Genomic DNA, 21,825 nt, shown 5'->3' with positions numbered 1-21,825 from the left:
AAAAACATAAAAAAGGCTTCTTGGGATAAAACCTAAGAAGCCTTTTTATATTTCACATCTATTTAAATTCAATCACCTCTGGCATCAAAGCCATGATGCCTTCACGGGCTTTTAAGTCTTGAATTTGTTTTACATAAGGTGCTAATTCACCAAACTGTGCTTTCATGATTTTAGCTTGTGCTTCTTCCTCTTTTTTCTCAAAAACCTCTTCAAAGAAAGATTTTGGTTGTGGATAAAACTTCGCTTTATAGTCGCCTTCTTTTAGTTTTGCTTTTTGCGCTGCAATTTTAATCGCATCGTCCAAGCCTCCTAACACATCCACTAAACCATTTGCTTTTGCTTCTATTCCCGACCAAACGTGTCCGCCTGCTAATGATTTCAATTTTTCAATAGTCATTTTTCTGCCTTTTGCTGCTTTAGAAGTAAAGGTTTCGTAGCCAGCATCTACACTTCTCTGAAACCAATCTTTCTCAAAATCAGTCATTTCACGCGTAACCGTTGGGAAATCAGAATGAGCATTCGTATTTACACGGTCGTTGGTAATGCCCAATTTATTCTTCAAGAAGTTTTCAAAGTTGAAAAACTGAGCAAAAATCCCGATAGACCCTGTAATAGTTGTTGGTTCAGCAACGATAGTATCAGCCGCCATTGCCATGTAGTATCCTCCAGACGCTGCATAATCTGCCATTGAAGCAATTACAGGTTTTACTTTTCTGGTTAATTCTACTTCACGCCACATTACATCAGAAGCTAATGAAGAACCCCCTGGGCTATCAATTCTTAATACAATGGCTTTTACTTTTTTATCTTCACGAGCTTTACGAAGTTCAGCCACCCAATCATCCGAGCCAATATTTCCTTTATCGGCTTTGGCTCCGATAATCGCTCCTTCGCCTACAATTACAGCAATTTTGTTTTGAGACTCGTTAAAAGGAATAGCAGATTCAGCTTTTAAGAATTTTGAAAGACCTACGAAATCAATTTTATCTTCAGTTTCTTTCTTTAATTTCTTCTTGAAATCAGCCTCAAATTCATCGTAATAACCAACATCTGTTACCAATTTGGAAGCCAACGCTCCTTTTGGTTTGTAGGCAATTAATTCATCAGCAACCTTTTTCAACGTAGCAACGTCGATGTTTCTCGATTTTGCAATTTGCTCAAAGATGTGATTGTTGATGCTATTCAGCAATAATGAGTATTGTTGCTTATTAGCATCACTCATATTTTCACGTAAATAAGGCTCAACCGCTGATTTATATTCACCTACTCTGAAAACTACGGGCTTGATATCTAACTTATCTAAAGCACCTTTATAAAAACTTACTTCAGCGCTGATACCGTTGAAATCCATTCCACCTGCGGGATTCAAATAAATTTTATCAGACACCGAGGTAACATAATATCCTTTTTCAGTAAACGATTCGCCGTAGCTATAGATGAACTTGCCAGATTTTTTAAAATCTAATAGTGCATTGCGGATTTCTTCTAATTGAGCATAGCCTGCCTGAGGATAGTGTGCTTGTAAATAAATTCCTTTGATATGACTATCAACAGCGGCACGTTTCAAGGCTTCTCTGATTTGAACCATCCCAATGCTTTCATTATTGTCCATGAATGCTCCACCTAAATCCTTGAAAGGATTTTCTTCGTCGCTAACATTTTCAACAATGCTATGGTTGAGGTCTAATTTTAAAACAGAATTATCTTTAAGCGTAGTTTCGTCTTTAGAAGAGCCAACTGCGGCAGCAATACCAATAATTATAAAAAGGCTAACAATAGAGAAAACTATTAATCCGACTATGGTAGCTAAAACATATTTAAGAAATTGTAACATGAGTTTTCGTTTTGGTTTTAATACTTACAACCTACAAGATTAAGAACTTTTATGCTAAGTCGTAAACCCAAAAATAAATTGACTTGTTTCCAAAAAAAAGTTTATGTGTTCAATGGAGAATTGGCTTGATAGGAGGGCGGTTTGGAAACTTACTAAACTATCCGTCACCTAATTCCCTCAACTCTCTATCCTTTTACAGCTTTAGTTCCTACATTTGTAGTATGAATTATTTATCAGCAGAAAATATCTCGAAAAACTACAGCGAAAGGTGGTTATTTCGTAACATAAATTTTGGTATCTCGAAAGGAGATAAAGTAGCTTTAGTCGGACAAAATGGAGCAGGTAAAACTACTTTAATGAACATTCTGGCAGGATTGATTCCTTCTGACGAAGGAACTGTAAGTATCCGTAAAGGTATTTCGGTAGGATACCTTTTCCAAAATCCAGAGTTTAATGAGCAATTGAGTGTAATGGATACGCTTTTTGCGGGCGATTCTCCAGCTAACCAAGCCCTAAAAATGTATGAAAGGGCAATGGAGAATCCAGAAGATTCAGACCTTTTGTCGGACGCTTTAGAAATGATGGACAAGCACGATGCTTGGGATTATGAAAGCAGGGTAAAGCAAATTTTAGGTAAACTAGGTATTCACGATTTCGAGCGTAAAATCTCTCAACTTTCGGGCGGGCAACGTAAGCGTGTGGCCATGGCAAAAGTATTGATTGATGAGCCTGATTTGATGATTTTCGATGAGCCTACCAACCACTTGGATTTAGAGACCATCGAATGGTTGGAACAAACACTTTCTGCTCAGAATATCACTTTGTTATTGGTTACTCACGACCGTTATTTCCTAGATAGAGTGTGTAATAACATTGCTGAATTAGATAACGGAACGATTTATCCTTACCGTGGAAATTATAGCTATTTCTTAGAGAAAAAAGCTGAACGAGAAGCCTCGGAAGCGGCAAGTATCGATAAAGCGAAAAATACGTTAAGAACAGAATTAGAATGGATGCGTCGCCAGCCAAAAGCACGTGGAACAAAAGCTCAGTATAGAATTGATGCTTTCCATGAATTGAAAGAAAAAGCTTCGCAGTCTAAAGATGATTCAAAAGTTACTTTGAATGTAAAAATGTCTCGTCAAGGCAGTAAAATTCTTGAAATTGAAGGATTGAATAAAGGATTTGGCAACCAAAAGATTGTAGAAGACTTCTCTTACATTTTCCAACGTAAAGACCGCATAGGAATTATTGGTAAAAATGGTATCGGGAAATCTACTTTCTTGAACATGATTACTCAAAATCTAAAGCCAGACTCTGGTAGCATTACTACGGGCGAAACCGTGGTATATGGTTATTATACCCAAGGAGATTTAGATTTTAAACCGGGCGATAAAGTAATTGACGTTATCAAAGATATTGCGGAGGTAGTAACGGTAGGAACAGGCGAAACTATTTCTGCTAGTCAGTTTTTAACACACTTCAAATTTGAACCAAAGGTGCAATATGCGGCAGTAGATAAACTGTCGGGGGGAGAAAAAAGACGTTTGCAATTGATGAAAGTATTAATCAAGAATCCCAATTTCTTGATTCTTGATGAGCCTACCAACGACCTTGATATCCAAACGTTGAATATCTTGGAAGATTTCTTGATAGCCTTTGGAGGTTGTCTATTGTTGGTTTCTCACGACCGTTACTTTATGGATAAATTGGTTGAACACCTTTTTGTATTTGAAGGCGACGGACAAATCAGAGATTTCCCCGGAAACTATACTGACTATAGAGAGTGGTTGGAAGAAAACGAAATTACTTTAGGCGAAAAACCTAAAGTGAAAAGCGAGCCAGTTTCAACGAATAATCATAAGCTAGAACCTTCTGTTCAAGTTTCAACGACGAAAAGAAAACTTTCTTTCAAAGAACAAAAAGAATACGAAGATTTAGGCAAAGCCATCGAAAAAGCAGAAAAGAAGAAAGCGGAATTAACGATACGACTAAACAATGGTGGTAGTTATGAAGACTTAAGTGCTTGGGCAAAAGAAATAGAAGAAATCAATAATGATTTGGATGAGAAAGAATTAAGATGGTTAGAGCTTTCAGAGTAAGATAGTTTGGCTATCGGATTTCGGACATCAGCTATCGGATAATATGAGTAATCCTGAATTTTAAAATCATCAAAAAAGCGGTCGAAAACTAATTTCGACCGCTTTTTTGATTTATTGATACAGAGTATAGTTTCGTTAGGAACACTATATCGGTAGAACAAATATCCTATTTCCCCTCCAAGCCCCATCGGGGCGAAATATTTCGCCCCGATGGGGCTTGGAGGGGGATGTTGTTTACATTTTTACTACCGATATATAGCCTCTATGAGGCTATTTTGTTAAACTTCCTATTTAAAGAAAATTCGAGATGATTCATGTTTTTTGAAACAAGATTATTACTGAAAGCTTCTATTTTACTTCTGTCAGTTCTAGTACTACACTTGTTCTTCTGCGTGTAATATCTGGATTGATACCTACATTCATCAAATAGTCGCCAGAGTAAACAAGGTCTTTTGCCATACTAGACTTTGTATCAGGATAAATATTAATCTCTTGAACCTTGTATCGTTTCTTAGGGTCTAATCCTTTTAATTTCACAGGCGTAATGCTGAATACTTGGTCATATCGATTCGTCGTTAAGTATGAAAACACCACCGCATGGTCTTGTTGATTATTACTAAACATCAACGAAGCATAAGGATTCTCCCAAGGGTTTTTCAAACGATACAAATCACCATGCCAGATAACATCACTAACATTCTTATAGTTTGCCAATGCCTGTTGGCTAAACTGCAATTCTTTTTCTGAAAGTTGGCTTACTACAATATCATACCCCATTTTACCCATCATTGCTACGTCAGTACGGTATTTAATACCTACTTTACTCCAATCTGTAATATGATTACACTGAGCGATAGCTGGATAAAAATAAGAATATTCCCACTGCAAAAATACTCTTTCAAGTGGGTCGGTATTATCACTTACCCAAAATTCAGTAAAGTACTTCAAGGCTTCGTAGTCTACTCTTCCACCTCCGCCAGAGCATAACATCATGGGCACTTTAGGATATTTAGCCCTGATTTTTTCTAATACTTTATACAATCCACGTACATATTCTACATACAAATGTGTTTGGGGAAGTCCTTTCTTTTGTAAATATTCTGAATGAGCATTGTAGGTTACGGCATTACAATCCCACTTAATAAAAGCAATCTCTGGATTTTTAGTAAATAAGTTATCAATTACACCATATACAAAATCTTGTACTTCTGGATTCGACAAGTCTAAAGGCAATTGATTTCTAAAATATTGTTCTGGGCGTTCAGGCTCACGGATTACCCAATCACGATGTTTTTCATACAACTCAGATTTCGGATTCACCATTTCTGGTTCTACCCAAATCCCAAATTTAATGCCTGCCTTTGTGGCTTCCTTTACTAAATATCCAATGCCATTTGGGAGTTTTTTACGGTTTTCTTGCCAATCACCCAAGCCTGCATTATCGCCATTTCTTGGGTATTTGTTAGCAAACCAGCCATCATCTAATAAGAACATATCGACTCCCAACTTTTTACCATCCTTGAATAATGCTGTAATTTTAGGCTCATCAAAATCAAAATAGGTAGCTTCCCAGTTGTTTAGTAATGTTAGTCTTGAGCCTTCACCATCCAAAATCCTGTATTTTCTAGCCCAGTTGTGCATATTTCTACTAGCTTCACCTTTTCCATTATCAGAGAAAGTAAAGATGAACGAAGGCGTTTTGAAATCCTCATTACTAGCCAAAGAATATTCAGAAGCAAAAGAATTGATACCTGCCAATAGACGAAGATTATGATAAGTATCTAGTTCAAAATCAATCTTGAAATTACCAGACCAAGCTAATGTACCTAACAATACTTTCCCGTAATCTTCCGTAGCAGGTTTATCGAAAGATAACATGAAGGTAGGAGGCTGAAACAAGTTAGCTCTTGTGCCTAATTTAGAATCTAATGTTTTAATTCCAGCCGTTAATTTGGTTTCCTCGGGCTTCATTTCCTTAGCCCAACCACCATGATAATGATTTAAGTAATAATCATCCGCCATGAAATACAAATTGGCAGAAGCATACTTTTGTAAAGTAATGTTTTTAGCTTCCTGATGTTTGATAACAGACCATTGTTCGATGACGTTCTCTTTGAAATAGGTCTTGTAGAAAAGCCTAACTTCTACCGCATAAACAGGGTCTTTCAGGATAATCATTGTCTGAGAAACATTCTCATCAATTTTTGTTACTTCATGGCTTACGTATTTTAGCTCCAACGAAGTATTGCCGTCAGCATGTTTTACTTGAATAGCAGGTTCTACCAAGTTCCAAGTACCGCTAGGCGTGTAAACGGAGTTGAAAATCCCCGAATTTTCATCGCTGATTTTATATTCCTTAGAAACAACAGGATATTCTGAGGCCTGAGCGAGTTTCTTGCCGAAGAAAACTGTTCCGAGACGGTTTTCTTTATCTGTTTGAAAAACCAAGGCATTCTGTGCAGTTTGAATAGGAATTGTGACCACGGGCTTCTGGGCTGAAAGACCAAAGCTGATGAGAAAAAGACCTAAAATGATATAAAACGTTTTCTGAGAGTGATTAAACATATTATTGTTTTTTAATTATTTATGCCAAATTAACTCATTTTGTATAGTTTAATAACCAATCTTATCATGAAATGTCATTAAACTTCATTAGATTTCTGAGAGTATTGCCTTTATGCTCTCAACAACCATAATACATTCAAGCATGAAAAAAATTAAACAAAGCTCTTTTATCTTTCTGTTATGTTTAGCTACAGCTTTACCTTCTTTGGCACAGCAAAAAAAGCCTCTTCATTCAGAAATGCTTCATACTGCTCAGCCAGATTATCCTGTGGCTTATACTACACCCAAAGTAGAGGAGGTTACCCAGTTGCTCAATAGAGTACATAAATATTTGGATGCCGTAACACCTACCAAAGTAATTAGTAATACGACTAAAAAGGAGATTACAGATTTTTCTAAAATAGACACCAGTGCCGTTGTAGAAAGAGGGACTTTTAGTTTAACTAGCTACGAATGGGGCGTTACTTACTCAGGAATGTTAGCAGCTAGCGAGGCTACTGGTGATGACCGCTTTAATGAGTATGCTCGTAAAAGAATGACTTTTCTAGCAGATAAAGCACCTTATTTCAAAGAAGTATTGAAGCAAAATCCTAAGAGCAAAGGACTTCGTCAAGTAGTGATGCCGCATGCTTTAGACGACTGTGGTGCTGTGTGTTCAGCCATGATTAAGGCAACCACAGGGAAGGTTATCAAAACAGATTTACGCCCTTTGATTGATAATTACATGAATTATATCAGCACGAAAGAATTTCGTTTTGCTGACGGTACATTAGCGCGTAACCGTCCGCAAGCGAATACGCTTTGGTTAGATGATTTATTCATGGGTGTGCCTGCGTTAGCACAAATGGGTAAATTGACGGGCGATAATCGTTATTTTGATGATGCTGTTAAACAAGTTTCTCAGTTTTCTAAAAGAATGTTTAATCACCAGAAAAACGTATTTATGCACGGTTGGGTAGCAGATATGGAAACACACCCTGAATTCCACTGGGCACGTGCCAACGGTTGGGCTGTTTTGACGATGGTTGAATTATTAGATGTTTTACCAGAGAATCATGCAGGACGTGCAGAAGTATTGACATTGTTAAAAGCCCATGCAAAAGGCTTGGCTTCATACCAAACAGGAAGTGGTTTCTGGCATCAATTACTAGACCGTCCAGATTCATATCTTGAAACATCGGCAACGGCTATTTATGCCTACTCGTTTGCTAGAGCTATCAACAAAGGGTGGTTGGATGCTAAAGCGTATGGACCAGCTACTTTATTAGCATGGAATGCTGTAGCGACTAAAGTAAATGCAGGTGGACAAGTAGAAGGCGTTTGTGTAGGTACAGGAATGGGCTTTGACCCAGCTTTTTATTATTACCGTCCAGTAAATGTATTGGCGGCACATGGTTATGGTCCTGTGTTATTGGCGGGTGCAGAAATGTTGAAGTTAATGAAATCTGGAAAATATACTATTAACGATAGTGCTTTGCAGTACAACAAATAATAACAGTCTATTTTTATCCAAGAGCCACAAATTGAGCATCAATCTCAATCTTGTGGCTCTTTATTTTTATCTTTATGTGCAATGTTAATCTTTTGTTAATAAAATACTTTTCAAGCAAAAGGCTCGTTTCCCTGTCAAATCAAATTAAACAATCAGATGAAAAAATTAGCTAAACTATTAATGCTCGTTGTTCCTTTCGGACTAGGAGCTTTTGCAAGCACTGCACAACAAGTAATCGTAGAGAAACCTCAACCTAAAAAAATTGAAGTAACAGGAAGTGCAGAACAAGAAGTATTGCCCGATGAAATATATGTATCTGTTACGCTCAGAGAGTACTTTAAGGACAAAGACAACAAAAATAAAGTTGATATCATGACTTTAGAGAAACAACTCCAAAAGGGTATTGAAGAGGCTGGTATTGCGAAAGAAAACTTTACAGTAGGTAATATCAATGGATACCGTGAATGGTTTGGTAAGAAAAAACCAACGATATTTTTGGAGAGTAAAAACTATGTAATTAAAGTTGCTAATCTTTATAAAATTGATGGAATCATTGCTAAAGTAGACGATAAAGGTGTTGCGTCTACCAATATCGAACGCTTTGAATATTCTAAAATAGAGCAACTAAGAAAAGAGATTAAAATAAAAGCATTGCAAGCTGCAAAGGATAAAGCAAAGTATTTACTTGAAGGAATTGGAGAGCAATTGGGCGAAGCATTAGAAATCTATGAAATAGATAACGGATATGCCCCAGCACCGATGTATTCAAACATGATGATGAAATCAGCAAGAGTAGAGGCAGCAGATGCCATGCCTGAAAGTACTGTTGATGTACAGAAGATTAAAGTGAGATATGAGATGAAAACTGTTTTTAGAATTAAATAGTTTTTCTCAAGACGCAAGATGTTAGACGAAAGACACAAGACTTTAAGGAGTAAGGTGATTGCGTCTAGGTAAACGGAAGGGACATATAATGTCTTTTGTTTAAAGTCTTGTGTCTTTCGTCTAGAGTCTTGCATCTAACATCTTATATCTAAAAAAAAACATTTTAATAGCACGATTCTCAGTAGTCGTGCTATTTTTGTTTATAAACTAACTTCTTCAGCAAACATGAAAAAATATTTACTTTACTCAATAATCCTTTTATTCTTTTGCCTACCATCTTTTGCACAACAAAATACTTATTTGTTGAAACCTTCACGCGTTTTCGATGGAGAGGTGATTCATGAAAATTGGCAGGTACTGGTTCAAAAAGATAGAATTGTTGCAGTAGGCGAAAACCTGAGCGTTCCGTTAAATACGGAAATTGTCAACCTACCTCATACTACTTTATTGCCTGGGCTGATTGAAGGACATTCCCATTTGTTACTTCATCCCTATAATGAAACCTCTTGGGATGACCAAGTACTGAAAGAATCCCGTGCTGAACGTATCATCAGAGCAACCATTCATGCTAAAAACACTTTGATGGCTGGCTTTACTACTGTCAGAGATTTAGGTACAGAAGGTTCAGACTATGATGACGTAGGTTTGAAGCAGTCTATCGAAAAAGGTATTATCGTAGGCCCACGAATGTTAGTAGCAGGGCGAGCATTGGTCGTTACAGGTAGTTATGGACCTAAAGGCTTTCAGTCAGATGTAAATGTAATTCAAGGAGCAGAGGAGGCCGACGGGATAGATAATTTATCAAAAGCCGTGAGAACTCAAATTGGAAAAGGAGCAGATGTCATAAAAGTATATGCTGATTACCGTTGGGGACTTTTTAAAGATGCTCAGCCTACTTTTTTAGAATCAGAATTAAAATTAGTCGTTGATATAGCCAAGAGCTCGGGAAGGGATGTAGTAGCTCATGCTTCCACGGCCGAAGGAATGCGGAGGGCAATAATGGCGGGCATCAAAACAATAGAACATGGCGACGGAGCAACTGCGGAAGTATTTGCTTTAATGAAAGAAAAGGGGGTATGTTTTTGCCCGACTTTAGCCGCTGGTGATGCTACTACTCAATATAAAGGTTGGAAAAAAGGACAAGAGCCTGAGCCAACACGTATTCAGGAAAAACGCAAGAGTTTTAAATTAGCTTTAAATGCAGGCGTAAAAATCTGTATGGGTGGGGATGTAGGAGTGTTCCCACATGGAGAAAATGCCCGCGAAATGGAATTGATGGTAGAATATGGGATGAAGCCTATGGATGTTTTACAATCGGCGACCGCTGTTAATGCAGAAGTATTTAGGTTAAAAGAGCTAGGAAGAATAAAAAATGGCTATTTTGCAGATATAATAGCTGTTGAAGGGGAGCCAGAAAAGAGCATCTCTAGTATCAGGAATGTGATATTTGTGATGAAAAATGGCATTATTTATAAAAAATAATACCTAACAGGCTGGTATAATTTTTTACTTATATATTTGTAAGAAAGATAATAAGTTATTACTGCATATATTGATTACCGCAAACCAAATTACTATGTTTACTCAAAACGACCTCAATCAAATTCAAGAATTAGGCATTAACTTAGATACTGTTCAACAGCAAATTCAGGATTTCAAAGATGGATTCCCATTTATGCAGCTTCAAAAAGCGGCTACTCCTGAAAATGGTGTTATACAGCTTTCTGACGAGAAATTGGCTGAGTATGTAAGCCTTTATGAAAGTAAAGTAAAAAGCATTACGCCATTGAAATTCGTTCCTGCATCGGGTGCAGCCTCAAGGATGTTTAAGTCTTTATTTGCCTTTTTGGAAGAAGGAAAATCAGATAAATCAACAAATCAGTTCTTCGAACGATTACCTGAGTTTGCATTTTATGACGATTTGCAGAAAGTTCTCCCTGAAAATGCCGACGAAAAAACCATTGCTGACTATTATTTAACAAGCAAAGGGTTAGAATATGGCTCATTACCAAAAGGACTTTTAAAATTTCATAAATATGAAACAGGCAATAGAACAGCCATTGAAGAACATTTAGTAGAAGGTGCAAATTATGCCAGCACTGACGGCGTTGTAAAACTACATTTTACAGTTTCGCCCGAACACTTAAGTCGCTTTAAGATGCTTTTAGATAAGGTAGTACCTACTTATGAAACTACTTTTGGCGTTAGCTACGAAATTACCTTCTCTGAACAGCGTCGTTCGACAGACACTGTTGCGGTAAACCTAGACAACACACCTTTTCGTGAAAAAGATGGGTCATTATTGTTTCGTCCAGCAGGTCATGGAGCTTTGTTAGCTAATTTGAATGATATTGATGCCAATATCGTGTTTATTAAAAACATTGATAATGTGGTGCCAGATCGTATCAAACAAACTACTTATGATTACAAAAAGGCCTTAGCAGGGGTATTGGTGTATTATCAAGAAAAAATATTTGATTATCAGCATCAATTAACTCAGTTTGCTTCACAACCATTAATTATAGAATTGACTGAGTTTTTTGAAAAAGAACTGTGTGTATTACAGCCATCAAATTTTACAGATTTACCTCATAATGACAAAATAGCTTATTTCCTTAAAAAGCTTAACCGTCCGCTTCGTGTTTGTGGAGTTGTGAAAAATACTGGTGAACCTGGGGGTGGTCCTTTCTGGTGTAAAAATGCTGACAGAACCACTTCTTTACAAATTGTTGAATCAGCTCAGGTTGATTTAGATGATGAAAAGCAGAAAGAAATTTTCAATAATTCAACACACTTCAACCCTGTGGATTTAATTTGTGCTTTGAAAAATAGCAAGGGCGAAAAATTCGATTTACTAAAATTCCGTGACCCTAAAACAGGTTTTGTTACCCAAAAATCTAAAGATGGTAAAGACTTGAAAGCACAAGAATTACCAGGTCTTTGGAATGGAGCAATGGCTGATTGGAATACCATTTTCGTAGAAGTACCTTTAATTACATTCAATCCTGTAAAAACAGTGAATGATTTGTTAAGAGACGAACATCAATAAAAGAAGGAGAATGAAGTTTATAAAATCCCTTTGACTCATAAACTTTCAACTCATTAACTATATACGTTAACGGCTTTAATTTGTAAACTCTTGGAGTTACAGGTTAAAGCCGTTAATTTTTAGGAACTGATTTTGCTTAAAAATCATTATCTCTTTAGTGAAAAAGAAAACAGAAAAAATATGTTTATTCCTTTTGAAAAAATGCCCGATTATGCCCGTGTATGGGTATACCAAACTGATAAAAATTTAACCGATGCTGAATTTATTTATGTGCTAGAAACCCTTGAAGCACAGGTAAATCAGTGGGCAGCACATGGCGTTCCTTTAGTAGGTTCGGTAAAAATATTACATAACCGTTTTATTGTGGTGGCCGTAGACGAAGCTCAAAATCAAGCGTCTGGTTGTTCTATTGATGCTTCTACGCGTTGGTTGAAAGAACTTAGTGCGGAAATGAATATTAATTTCTTCGACCGCTCTATTATGTTTATTCATCAAGATGCCCTTCATAGCGTAGAGATGTTGAAAATTAAAAGCCTTGTAGCCGAAGGAATCATTCATCCAGATACTTTAATCTTTAATAATTTAGTGGCTAATATCGGCGAATTTAAAAACAATTGGCAAGTAAGTGCAGCACAAAGCTGGATGAAACGCTACTTCCAACCTATTACCGCTTAATACGCATGTCAGAAAGTTTGTATATTCCATCAACGACTAATCGTAAAGAAATTTATGAAAGTCTTTTGCCACAAATCAAATCACTCGTTTCAGGAGAAAACGATTTAACGGCAAACCTTGCTAATATATCAGCAGCTTTAAAAGAAGCCTTCAATTTCTTTTGGGTAGGCTTTTATCTACAAAAAGAGAATCAATTAGTATTAGGGCCTTTTCAAGGGCCCATTGCTTGTACACGCATCAATTTCAGTAAAGGCGTTTGTGGGCATGCTTATACTACTAAAGAAGTTGTCATCGTGCCAGATGTAGAGGCTTTCCCTGGGCATATTGCTTGCTCTTCGGCATCAAAATCTGAAATTGTGTTACCAGCTATCAATAAAAACGGAGAAGTTTTCCTTGTCCTTGATGTAGATTCAGATGAATTAGACGATTTTTCTGAAGAAGATGCAGAAGGTCTATCGCAAATCATTAAGCTAATAGAAGAAATGGTTTAATTGGTAAGGCTGTAGTTTTGAGCAATATTCATGAAGAAGAAAATGTATTCCTCTTCATGAACAAGATAAAATTTATGATTAGAGAATAGCCTTTGCTGTTCTCTTTTTATTTTTTAGAATAATAGCAGAGGGAGGCAATTTCCGCCCCATGTTTAACTGTTCAACATCAGGCATACCTCTTCGTAAAAACGAGCCTAGTATGATGTCAGCATCGCCGTCTTGGTCCATATCTCCTACATCCATCACCATCCATTTTCCATGAGTAGCCTCAGGGAACGTAGCAACCTTAAACTGATTATTCCCTTGATTATCTAATAACAAGAAATCTTCATGAGGCTTTTGTGTAGGGTCTGTAAAGAATGAAATCGCAGCAATATCCAAATCTCCATCCAAATCAAAATCGGCTGCCATCGCTTTGGATGCTCCAAACATCGGATAGAAATAAGTTTGCTTAAAATTGTTTTTGCCATCATTCATAAAGATTCTGATGCCATGATAGCTTTTGAGAATAATAGAAAAATCAGCATTATCTCCATTGGTATACAAAATATCCATGAAGCCATCCTTGTTGAGGTCCGCTAATTCCATGTAACTAGAACCATATACCGCAGGGAAGGAAAGAACTTGTTTTTCTTCAAAATTCCCATTGCCTTTGTTATAAAAGATAAAAATACCTTCTCGTGCTTGTGTCATCAATGCCACTATGTCGGGGAGGTTATCGCCATTCATGTCTTTAATAAATGTATTTCTGGCACCTGGGAGTGCCTTTAAAAGGTGTTCTTGTTTATTCTTACCATCATGCCAAGCTAATTTTCCGATTTCGTTACCAAAATTGCAAAGGATAAAATCCTCTTGTCCATCCTGATTTAAGTCACCAAAAGTTGCCTGTACAGGTCTCTGTAATGATTCTACAATGGGCTTTTGTTGTTTCTGGGCATTGACTTCAAACAAACTGCCTTGGCTTAAATTAGTAGGAGCCATCAACCCCATAGTCAATACTCTACTATTTTTTGTAGAAAAGTCTACATCTGAAACAGGACTAGGAACGGCCAAAGAATCTGTTTGTGTAAACCCTAAATTATAAATTTTTAGGAAACTTTGTAATCCGCGCCAGCCTATATAAATATTTTTTTGAGCAGGATTAAATTTAACAAATGTTACATAAGGTACTTTGTTAGGCGTTCCTTCTATTTCCACCACCTTAAAGTTGCTTAAACCCACAGACACCTTTTCTTTTGGGGCTTGTGGAAGGGGCTTCTCTGGAGCGTTATCAATATAATATTTGATAATTTTAGCCCAATCTTCTGGAGCAATCACGGGTTTTTCAGGAAATACATTGGCAGCAGCAAGAATTGGTAATTCTTCGGGAGACATTCCGTCGTACACTTTAAAGAGATCAGGCTCTAATCCTAATCTATACGACATTTTAGGCAATACGCTTCTTTCCCAAGTAGTCTTATCTAATAAATCAGGGGAGGGTAATTGATGGCAACTGCTACAGTAGGTCTGGGCTAATTCTTTCCCACTTTTATTAGAAGGGACAGGAGGGACATAAGTCTCCGTTTTATTTGAACCAGAACAGTTCCAAAGTAAACAAACTACAATGATAAATAATAAACGATTTAACATTTCTTGAGATTGAAGTATAAAAATGGTTTTAAACACAAAAAGGGTAAATTAAAAATACTTAAAATTTTTAATTTACCCTTCGGTATATATACTGTTTAGAAAAATATTAGGCTAATTCAGCAATCACTGTTTCACCGCCTATTGGTCTGTCTTCTAAATTCACTAAAATTTTAGCATCTAAAGGAAGATAAATGTCTATTCTTGAGCCAAACTTGATAAAGCCAAATTCTTTTCCTTGTTCTACTGTCTGTCCTTCTTTTACATACCAGCAAATTCTACGGGCTAATGCACCTGCAATTTGGCGGAATAAAACCTCTGTGCCATTATCGTGTTTTACCACAACGGTTGTTCTTTCATTATCAGTACTTGATTTTGGATGCCAAGCTACTAGATATTTCCCAGGATGATATTTGAAATAAGAAACAATACCAGAAATTGGATTGAAATTGATGTGAACATTGATAGGCGACATAAAAATAGAAACTTGTCGACGTGGTTCTTTGAAGTATTCAGTTTCCACAACCTCCTCAATTACCACTACCTTCCCGTCGGCTGGAGCAATGACGTGTTTTGAATTTTTTTCTGTGGTACGAACAGGTACACGGAAAAATTGTAATATTATTAATGCAAAAACTACACTAAAAGCGTATACGGTGTTGCTTAATATTTTATTTTCAAGAAAAAAATAAGCAACTGCACCATTTAAAACGAGTAAAAAAATGATTGTAACTAAAATAGTACCTTTACTTTCTTTATGGATAGTCATGTGTTTAAGGGGGTATAATCAAACAAAGTTAATTAAAACTTTTGAAAATCATGAATTATTGGTTTGGGATAGTTATCTTAATTGTTGAATAAATAAAGAATAAAAAAAAATACATATTGTCTATATTCCTACGCAACCTTTTAGGATAAAAACCGTAATGGTTATGAAACGTATTCAAAATGCCCATTATTACAGATAAGAATAATAACCTCCAAATCATACTTGAAGGATGCCGTAACGGTGATTCTAAGAGTCAAGAATTGCTATACAAGCAGTTTTATGGCTACGGTATGAGTGTCTGCTTGCGTTATACTAGAACGCGGGATGAGGCTGTGGAGATTGTTAATGATGGGTTTATAAAAGTATTTAACAATGCCGATAAGGTTGATTTGAATAAATCGTTTAAGAATTGGTTCAGAAGAATTATGGTTAATACTGCACTAGATTATTACAGGCAAAACCATAAATACTATGACCATGATGATATAGAATACGCAGAAAATGTAAGCGATAGGAGTGATGATGCATCAGCAAATCTTGCTTATGAAGAATTGTTATCTTTTGTGCAAAAGCTGTCTCCAACTTATCGAACAGTTTTTAGTTTGTTTGCTATAGATGGTTACTCACATGAAGAAATAGCAAAGATGCTAGGCGTTTCAGTAAGTGCTTCAAAGTCAAATTTAGCTCGTGCGCGGGTTAATTTGAGGGAAATGTTAAGTAAACGTTTTTAAAAATAACCAAAAGTATAAAATCAAGATTCAACAAAGAATCTTACTAAAAAGATGTCAGATAAGTGGTGGGATATGTCCGATGACGAACTGGATGACCTTTTCAGAGAAGCCTCTGATAAGGTAGAAATCCCGTTTGACCAGTCGTCTCTGGATAAACTTAAAAATAAGCTTGAACCCCAGCCTGCAATAATACCAGAAAGTCGCTATAAATACGAAAGATGGTTATTATTGTTGTTTTTGCTATGTTTTGTAGGTGGAATTACGATATATTATTTTACTAAAAATAACCTCACAGAAAAATTAACAACGAAAACAGAAGTAAAAAAGAATCAATTAGAAAGCCCAAAAGAAGTATCAAAAGCATCTAAACAAAGCACTACAAAAGAAGAAGAACTAACTAAAAATATTGTTAATCCTACTGCTGTTTCAGCATCTGAGGATAAAAAAACAGTCGTACACCCTAAAGAACAATCATCTGTTGAAAGTGTTGATAAAGGCACTGTGATAGACAATAAGGTTAATGCTGTTTCAAAACAAAATGAAAAAAACAATCCAAAGTCATTAAAAATATTTAAGTCTACCCCAAGCTTATCAAAAAATAAAATAACCTCTAAATCATTTACTAATTTTAATCATACTAGTCCAACTCAGGAGCTATCGAATATTCGTCAGAAAGAACAGCATAGTGCTGGACAAAAAAGCATAGATAATATTAGGCAAAAAACGATAGGAGAGGATGTATCATCCGTACAAGGAAATTTGGTGAGTGATAATGCATTAAAAACATCGGAAAGCTTGGCATTATTGACTAGCAAGCCCTTAAAGCCTCTAAAATCAGCGTTAGAAATCACTTTGCCAGAATTTGAAGAGAGTAGCAGTGAACCTCATATTAGCCCGCTCGTTAAATCTAATAAATTTTCACGTTTTGGCGTTAGATTATCTATTGCACCAGATGCTAATGGGGTAGAAACCTTATCAGGTTTTGCACTTGGTAAATCGGCAGGCATATTGTTTGAGTATAATATCACAAAGCGTATCGTTATTCAAACAGGTGCAGTTTATAGTTCAAAAAAATATAGTACGGGTATCGAAAATTATCATGCTTGGGCTAAAAACTGGACTACCCGCCCTGTTTTGCCTACAAGTGTTGAAGGCGATTGTCAAATTTTGGATATTCCTTTTAATATTCGTTACAACGTTTTACAAAAGGCTAAAGATACTTGGTTTGTAAGTGCAGGTGCGTCTTCTTATTTGATGCTTACAGAAGGATATGACTATTATTATCCAGAAGGCGTTACAGTGCCAACTAACTTCCCTAGGTCAGTATCTTGGAAAAGAGATAATGATTACTTCATGAGTAGCTTGAATATTTCATTTGGGTTTGAAAAACGAATCAATAATCATCTTTCTATCCAAGCAGAGCCTTATTTGAAAACTCCTTTGAAAGAAGTAGGGCGAGGAAAGGTTAATTTATATAGTAGCGGAATTATGTTCTCGTTGAAGTACGGTTTTTAGAAGAGTATTAAACGATTTCCAGAATCATAGATTCTAACGTCAGTCCTGGCCCAAAAGCACAGCTTAGAATATGTTGATTTTTACGAACAATTGCTACATCTTCGACGATAGCCTTTAATACAAAAAGTACTGTTGCCGACGACATATTTCCATAGTCCCTTAGAATCTGATAGGCATAACGATTGTCTTCCGTACTAATGCCTAGTGCCGTTTCAATGGCTTCTAAGATGGCTTTCCCACCAGGGTGCATCGCATACAATGAAATATCCTGCGTAATCAATCCACAGTTTTCTAATAATTTATCTGTCAGTGCCTTGATGCCTGATTTTACCAATTTGGGGATGTACGACGTCAGCGTCATTTCAAAGCCAAAGTCGGCCACTTGCCAAGCCATATCTTGTTTTCCTTCAAGGTATAAATCACAAAAAAACGATTTTAATGCTAATGATTGACTCGTCGCTGAAGGCGTTCCTGCTACTAAAACAGCGGCAGCACCATCTGCAAATAATGCATTAGATAAGAGAAAATCTTCATCCATTTTTTTCTGGAAATGGAGCGTGCATAACTCCACACAAATAACTAAGACCTTCGCTGCTGGATTAGCCTTACAGATAACATCGGCCATTTTCAAGCCATTAAATGCTCCATAACAGCCCATAAAATTAATAGCAGTTCTTTGAATAGTAGTGTTCAACTGTAAAGACGCAATGATTTCAATATCAAGTCCTGGAGCATACATTCCTGTGCAACTTACGGTAATGATGTGGGTGATGTTTGGAAGAGTGCCTAAATTATCAATCGCTTTTAAGCAAAGGGGCAATGCATATTTTTTGTAGGCAAGCATTCTTTGAGAAATACTTGGGAATGGTTCTAAATCTACCGTTTTGGGATAAAATTTGTACTCTGACATATTACTACCATAATCAGATAATACAGAGTAACGTTGGTTGATTTTAGTAGAACGATACAACGCTTTTAGTCGTCGTTGGTCGTATTCATTCATTTGTAACGCAGTAGCCATGAATTCCGCAATATCTTTCTGAGGAAAACAATTTTCAGGAACTGCCGTACCGATAGCATTGATAAAACTCATGAAGGATGATGGTGTTAAACGTTTGTTGATAATGAAAGCTACGTATTATATAGGAGAATACAAATTATATACGAATTTGGAGGGGCAATTGTTTTAATACAATAAAATGAATGTCACTTTATAGCATATTATCTTCATTTTGTAGGTATTCTACTACCTTTTCAAGCATTTTTGTATGTCCCGCTTCAAGTGTTATCATCTGAGCATTTGGTAGTTTTTGTGAAAGGGGCAATACTTGTTTGGTAGGGAGTATTGTGTCATATTTCCCAGTGAAAATACTTACTTTAATCTTTTGTGAATTAATGATTTCGGCTAGTTTGCTCATATCAAACTTTAAATGCCTAAAACCAGTCCATGATTCAAAAACTTGCTTTTTTTTAAGAGGAGTATCCAGCATTTTATGGGCAAAACGAATAGAACTTTCGGGAACAATCCGCATTTTGGCAAAAAATTTAGTTAATACTAGCAGTTTATCTTCCTTAAAAATAACGTACTTGAATAACCTCCTCGTCAGATTAAAATGGGTAGCAAAGGCATAAATTGGATGTTCAGAAATGCCATCTGGCGCGATTAATATTAGCCTTTCTATTTTATCAGGGAAAGCTTCTAGTGTAGCCAAGGCAAATCTGCCCCCCATGCTAAAGCCAATTATTGAAAAAGAGTCGATGTTGTGTTGTTCTATAAAACTTTTCAGAAAATGCTTCCAAATATCTTTTGTAATGATTCCATCGATGGGATGGTTATTTAAACTTTTTCCATGAAAAGGTAAGTCAAAAGCATAGGTAGTGTAGGTATCAGCAAAGGTTTCACCAAATTGTTGAAAACACAAAAAATCCTGCCCAATTCCATGAAAGGCGAGCAGGATTTTTTGTCCGTTTCCAATTTTTTGAAAATGTAATTCCATTAATTATTAATGACCTTTACCGCCTGTAACAACAGCATTATCAAAATCAATTCCCTGACTTTTCAATACACCTTGTACTCTTATACCAAAGAACACCAAGTAAGAGAAACAAATAATTGGTACAAAATACGATTGTTGAATACCGATTGTATCAGCCACGATACCCTGTAATACTGGTACTACAGCGCCACCACAAATCATCATAATCATGTATGCTGAACCTTGGTTGGTATATTTTCCTAAACCTGCTGTGCCTAATGAGAAAATACATGGCCATAAAACTGAGCAGAATAAACCTCCACTAATGAAAGCGAATAAAGTAACTGTTCCGCTAGATAATAAGCCGATAATCATGGCCAAAGCACCCATTCCTGAGAAAACTAATAATGTTCTTACAGGTTTTTCATCGCAGTAGAAGAATGCCGCAATCATAATCAATACACAAATAGCATACGCATACAAATCGCTCATATCGCTTCCGTGCAATGTATTTACGCCCAATACAATGGCAAAAGCTACGAATGGCACAATGATGGTCAACAGTTTTTTAGTAGTAGGGGTAACGTCAAAATTACTGATTGAGGCCGTCCAACGACCAATCATCATACTTCCCCAGAACATCGAAACGTAATGTGAAATCTGAGATGAATCTAACCCTTGTGTTACTTTTAGGTATTCGCCTAAGTTACTACCAATGGTTACTTCTACGCCCACGTACATAAAAATGGCAATCATACCCATTACCAATTGTGGGTATTTCAATACACCTGTTCCGATTTCTACTTCTTCGTCATTCGTAATTCTTGGTAGTTTAGAAACTTTGAAGAAGATAGCTAATAACACAAAAAGTGCTCCTAGAATCAAATAAGGTAATTTCACTGATTCGATGGTTGCATTCTTAGCAGCATCCGCTGCAATTGAACCAAAGATGGCAAAGCTAATAATAACAGGGCCAATAGTTCCACCTAAATTGTTGACAGCACCCCCTAAGTTAATTCTGTGGGAACCCGTTTCTGGTGGTCCAAGGGCAATCATAAATGGCTGTGTAGCCGTTTGTTGAAGCGAGAACCCTAAACCTACAATAAACAATGCTGACAATAATAAAGGAAAAGATTTCATTTCGGCTGCTGGATAAAATAGCAAAGTACCCAACGCCGATATAATTAAACCGTACACAATCCCATTTTTGTAGCCGATTTTGTTCAAGATATCACTTTTTATGGCACTCGAAACGATAAAGTATAAGATAGAACCAACCGTATAAGCGATATAAAATGCAAAATCAACCAATTGTGCTTGCCATTGTTCTAAACCAAATTTTTCCTTGAATAAAGGAATTAAAATACCGTTTGAGGCAGCAACGAAACTCCAGAAGAACCATACTGTCATTAAAGTATAAAGATGGGACTTCTGATTGGATTGTGTGGTCATTGAAAACTTGTTTAAGGGTTATTTTTTGAATAATTAAAAAGGATAATTTTACTTTAAAACTAATACTTTTTAATTGTTTCGTCAAAAATATATTAATAAAATACTAGAGTCTTTACTTATATTGCCGATTAAGCTTATAAATAGAGTATTCACTACTGAACATAAATATCTGCTGAGTCATAAACTACTACTTTAGACCATAGATGATGATTATCTGCTCCAAATTTTTTGTGTAATGGATGTACCAAATACTTTTCTTCATCTTCTTTGCTAGCAAAAATCAACATCACAGAAAAAGAATAAGAAGCGTCAGTTACAGGTTTGTCAAAATCATTGATAGAAGGTAGTCCAATGTGTGCAGATTTGATTACTTCTATTTTTCCTAGTGCTTTCAAGGCTGCTAATAATTGGTCATGGTCTTTTTTATTAGAAGGGTCTTTCAGCCAGAAAAATACATGGTGAATAAAAGAAAGTTTGCCTGCTACGGGTGCTGCGGCTTCTGAATCTGTGGTAGCAATACTTGTCATGATAGTTCCTGCAGCTAATGCTGCTGTTGAATTTTCTAAAAATTGTCTTCTAGTTGATTTTTGCATGATTTTGGATGAGATAAGTAAAATTTACAATGTTTTTGAAGAGTTTCGCAACAAATATATCTTTTCTTGA

General features: G+C 36.3%; 17 protein-coding genes. 9 read left to right on the top strand and 8 right to left on the bottom strand.

Annotated elements, in window-relative coordinates:
- Positions 1-58 precede the first annotated feature (58 nt).
- Positions 59-1,834 carry a signal peptide peptidase SppA gene (gene sppA, locus AC07N0_RS21870; protein WP_494590990.1) on the bottom strand — a complete coding sequence of 592 codons (1,776 nt, stop codon included), beginning with the start codon at positions 1,832-1,834 and terminating at the stop codon, positions 59-61.
- A gap of 221 nt (positions 1,835-2,055) precedes the next feature.
- Between sppA and AC07N0_RS21865 the strand changes: the two genes are divergently transcribed.
- On the top strand, positions 2,056-3,936 hold the full coding sequence (locus tag AC07N0_RS21865) for an ABC-F family ATP-binding cassette domain-containing protein (RefSeq protein WP_494590989.1): 1,881 nt from the start codon (positions 2,056-2,058) through the stop codon (positions 3,934-3,936).
- A gap of 348 nt (positions 3,937-4,284) precedes the next feature.
- Here AC07N0_RS21865 and AC07N0_RS21860 read toward each other — a convergent pair whose 3' ends face one another.
- Positions 4,285-6,501 (bottom strand): alpha-galactosidase, encoded by a 2,217-nt coding sequence (locus AC07N0_RS21860; protein ID WP_494590988.1) that lies wholly within the window; start codon positions 6,499-6,501, stop codon positions 4,285-4,287.
- Between the two features lie 142 nt (positions 6,502-6,643).
- Between AC07N0_RS21860 and AC07N0_RS21855 the strand changes: the two genes are divergently transcribed.
- From AC07N0_RS21855 to AC07N0_RS21830, 6 genes are all read left to right on the top strand, one after another.
- On the top strand, positions 6,644-7,993 hold the full coding sequence (locus AC07N0_RS21855) for a glycoside hydrolase family 88/105 protein (protein ID WP_494590987.1): 1,350 nt from the start codon (positions 6,644-6,646) through the stop codon (positions 7,991-7,993).
- Between the two features lie 156 nt (positions 7,994-8,149).
- Positions 8,150-8,878 (top strand): SIMPL domain-containing protein, encoded by a 729-nt coding sequence (locus tag AC07N0_RS21850; RefSeq protein WP_494590986.1) that lies wholly within the window; start codon positions 8,150-8,152, stop codon positions 8,876-8,878.
- A gap of 225 nt (positions 8,879-9,103) precedes the next feature.
- Positions 9,104-10,360 (top strand): metal-dependent hydrolase family protein, encoded by a 1,257-nt coding sequence (locus AC07N0_RS21845; RefSeq protein WP_494590985.1) that lies wholly within the window; start codon positions 9,104-9,106, stop codon positions 10,358-10,360.
- A gap of 94 nt (positions 10,361-10,454) precedes the next feature.
- Positions 10,455-11,927 (top strand): DUF4301 family protein, encoded by a 1,473-nt coding sequence (locus tag AC07N0_RS21840; RefSeq protein WP_494590984.1) that lies wholly within the window; start codon positions 10,455-10,457, stop codon positions 11,925-11,927.
- A 180-nt stretch (positions 11,928-12,107) separates the two neighbouring features.
- A complete protein-coding gene (locus AC07N0_RS21835) occupies positions 12,108-12,602 on the top strand; it encodes a hypothetical protein (RefSeq protein WP_494590983.1) in 495 nt (164 codons plus the stop codon).
- A 5-nt stretch (positions 12,603-12,607) separates the two neighbouring features.
- Positions 12,608-13,093 carry a GAF domain-containing protein gene (locus tag AC07N0_RS21830; RefSeq protein ID WP_494590982.1) on the top strand — a complete coding sequence of 162 codons (486 nt, stop codon included), beginning with the start codon at positions 12,608-12,610 and terminating at the stop codon, positions 13,091-13,093.
- Positions 13,094-13,171: 78 nt separating this feature from the next.
- Here the strand turns inward: AC07N0_RS21830 and AC07N0_RS21825 are convergent, their stop codons facing one another.
- Both AC07N0_RS21825 and AC07N0_RS21820 read right to left on the bottom strand, forming a co-directional pair.
- Positions 13,172-14,722: an FG-GAP repeat domain-containing protein gene (locus tag AC07N0_RS21825; protein WP_494590981.1), complete on the bottom strand. Its 1,551-nt coding sequence runs from the start codon at positions 14,720-14,722 to the stop codon at positions 13,172-13,174.
- Positions 14,723-14,828: 106 nt separating this feature from the next.
- Positions 14,829-15,488: a phosphatidylserine decarboxylase family protein gene (locus AC07N0_RS21820; RefSeq protein WP_492801326.1), complete on the bottom strand. Its 660-nt coding sequence runs from the start codon at positions 15,486-15,488 to the stop codon at positions 14,829-14,831.
- A gap of 179 nt (positions 15,489-15,667) precedes the next feature.
- Here AC07N0_RS21820 and AC07N0_RS21815 point away from each other — a divergent pair, with 179 nt between their 5' ends.
- Entirely contained in the window at positions 15,668-16,219 is a 552-nt protein-coding gene (locus tag AC07N0_RS21815) for an RNA polymerase sigma factor (RefSeq protein WP_492801327.1), read from the top strand.
- 51 nt (positions 16,220-16,270) lie between these two features.
- On the top strand, positions 16,271-17,734 hold the full coding sequence (locus AC07N0_RS21810) for a putative outer membrane beta-barrel protein (RefSeq protein ID WP_494590980.1): 1,464 nt from the start codon (positions 16,271-16,273) through the stop codon (positions 17,732-17,734).
- A gap of 7 nt (positions 17,735-17,741) precedes the next feature.
- Here the strand turns inward: AC07N0_RS21810 and AC07N0_RS21805 are convergent, their stop codons facing one another.
- The 4 genes from AC07N0_RS21805 to AC07N0_RS21790 all read right to left on the bottom strand — a co-directional run bounded on the left by AC07N0_RS21805 (position 17,742) and on the right by AC07N0_RS21790 (position 21,755).
- On the bottom strand, positions 17,742-18,827 hold the full coding sequence (locus AC07N0_RS21805) for a type III polyketide synthase (RefSeq protein WP_494590979.1): 1,086 nt from the start codon (positions 18,825-18,827) through the stop codon (positions 17,742-17,744).
- Positions 18,828-18,945: 118 nt separating this feature from the next.
- Complete coding sequence (locus AC07N0_RS21800; protein WP_494590978.1) at positions 18,946-19,731, bottom strand: alpha/beta fold hydrolase; 786 nt, start codon at positions 19,729-19,731, stop codon at positions 18,946-18,948.
- A 6-nt stretch (positions 19,732-19,737) separates the two neighbouring features.
- A complete protein-coding gene (locus AC07N0_RS21795; protein WP_492801331.1) occupies positions 19,738-21,162 on the bottom strand; it encodes an MFS transporter in 1,425 nt (474 codons plus the stop codon).
- Between the two features lie 152 nt (positions 21,163-21,314).
- Entirely contained in the window at positions 21,315-21,755 is a 441-nt protein-coding gene (locus AC07N0_RS21790; protein WP_492801332.1) for a Dabb family protein, read from the bottom strand.
- Positions 21,756-21,825: the final 70 nt, after the last annotated feature.

It is taken from the genome of Arcicella sp. GW821-FHT09D11, from assembly GCF_059416265.1.
The sequence above is the reverse complement of the archived record's forward strand: the minus strand, read 5'-3'. Positions and strand labels throughout refer to the sequence as shown.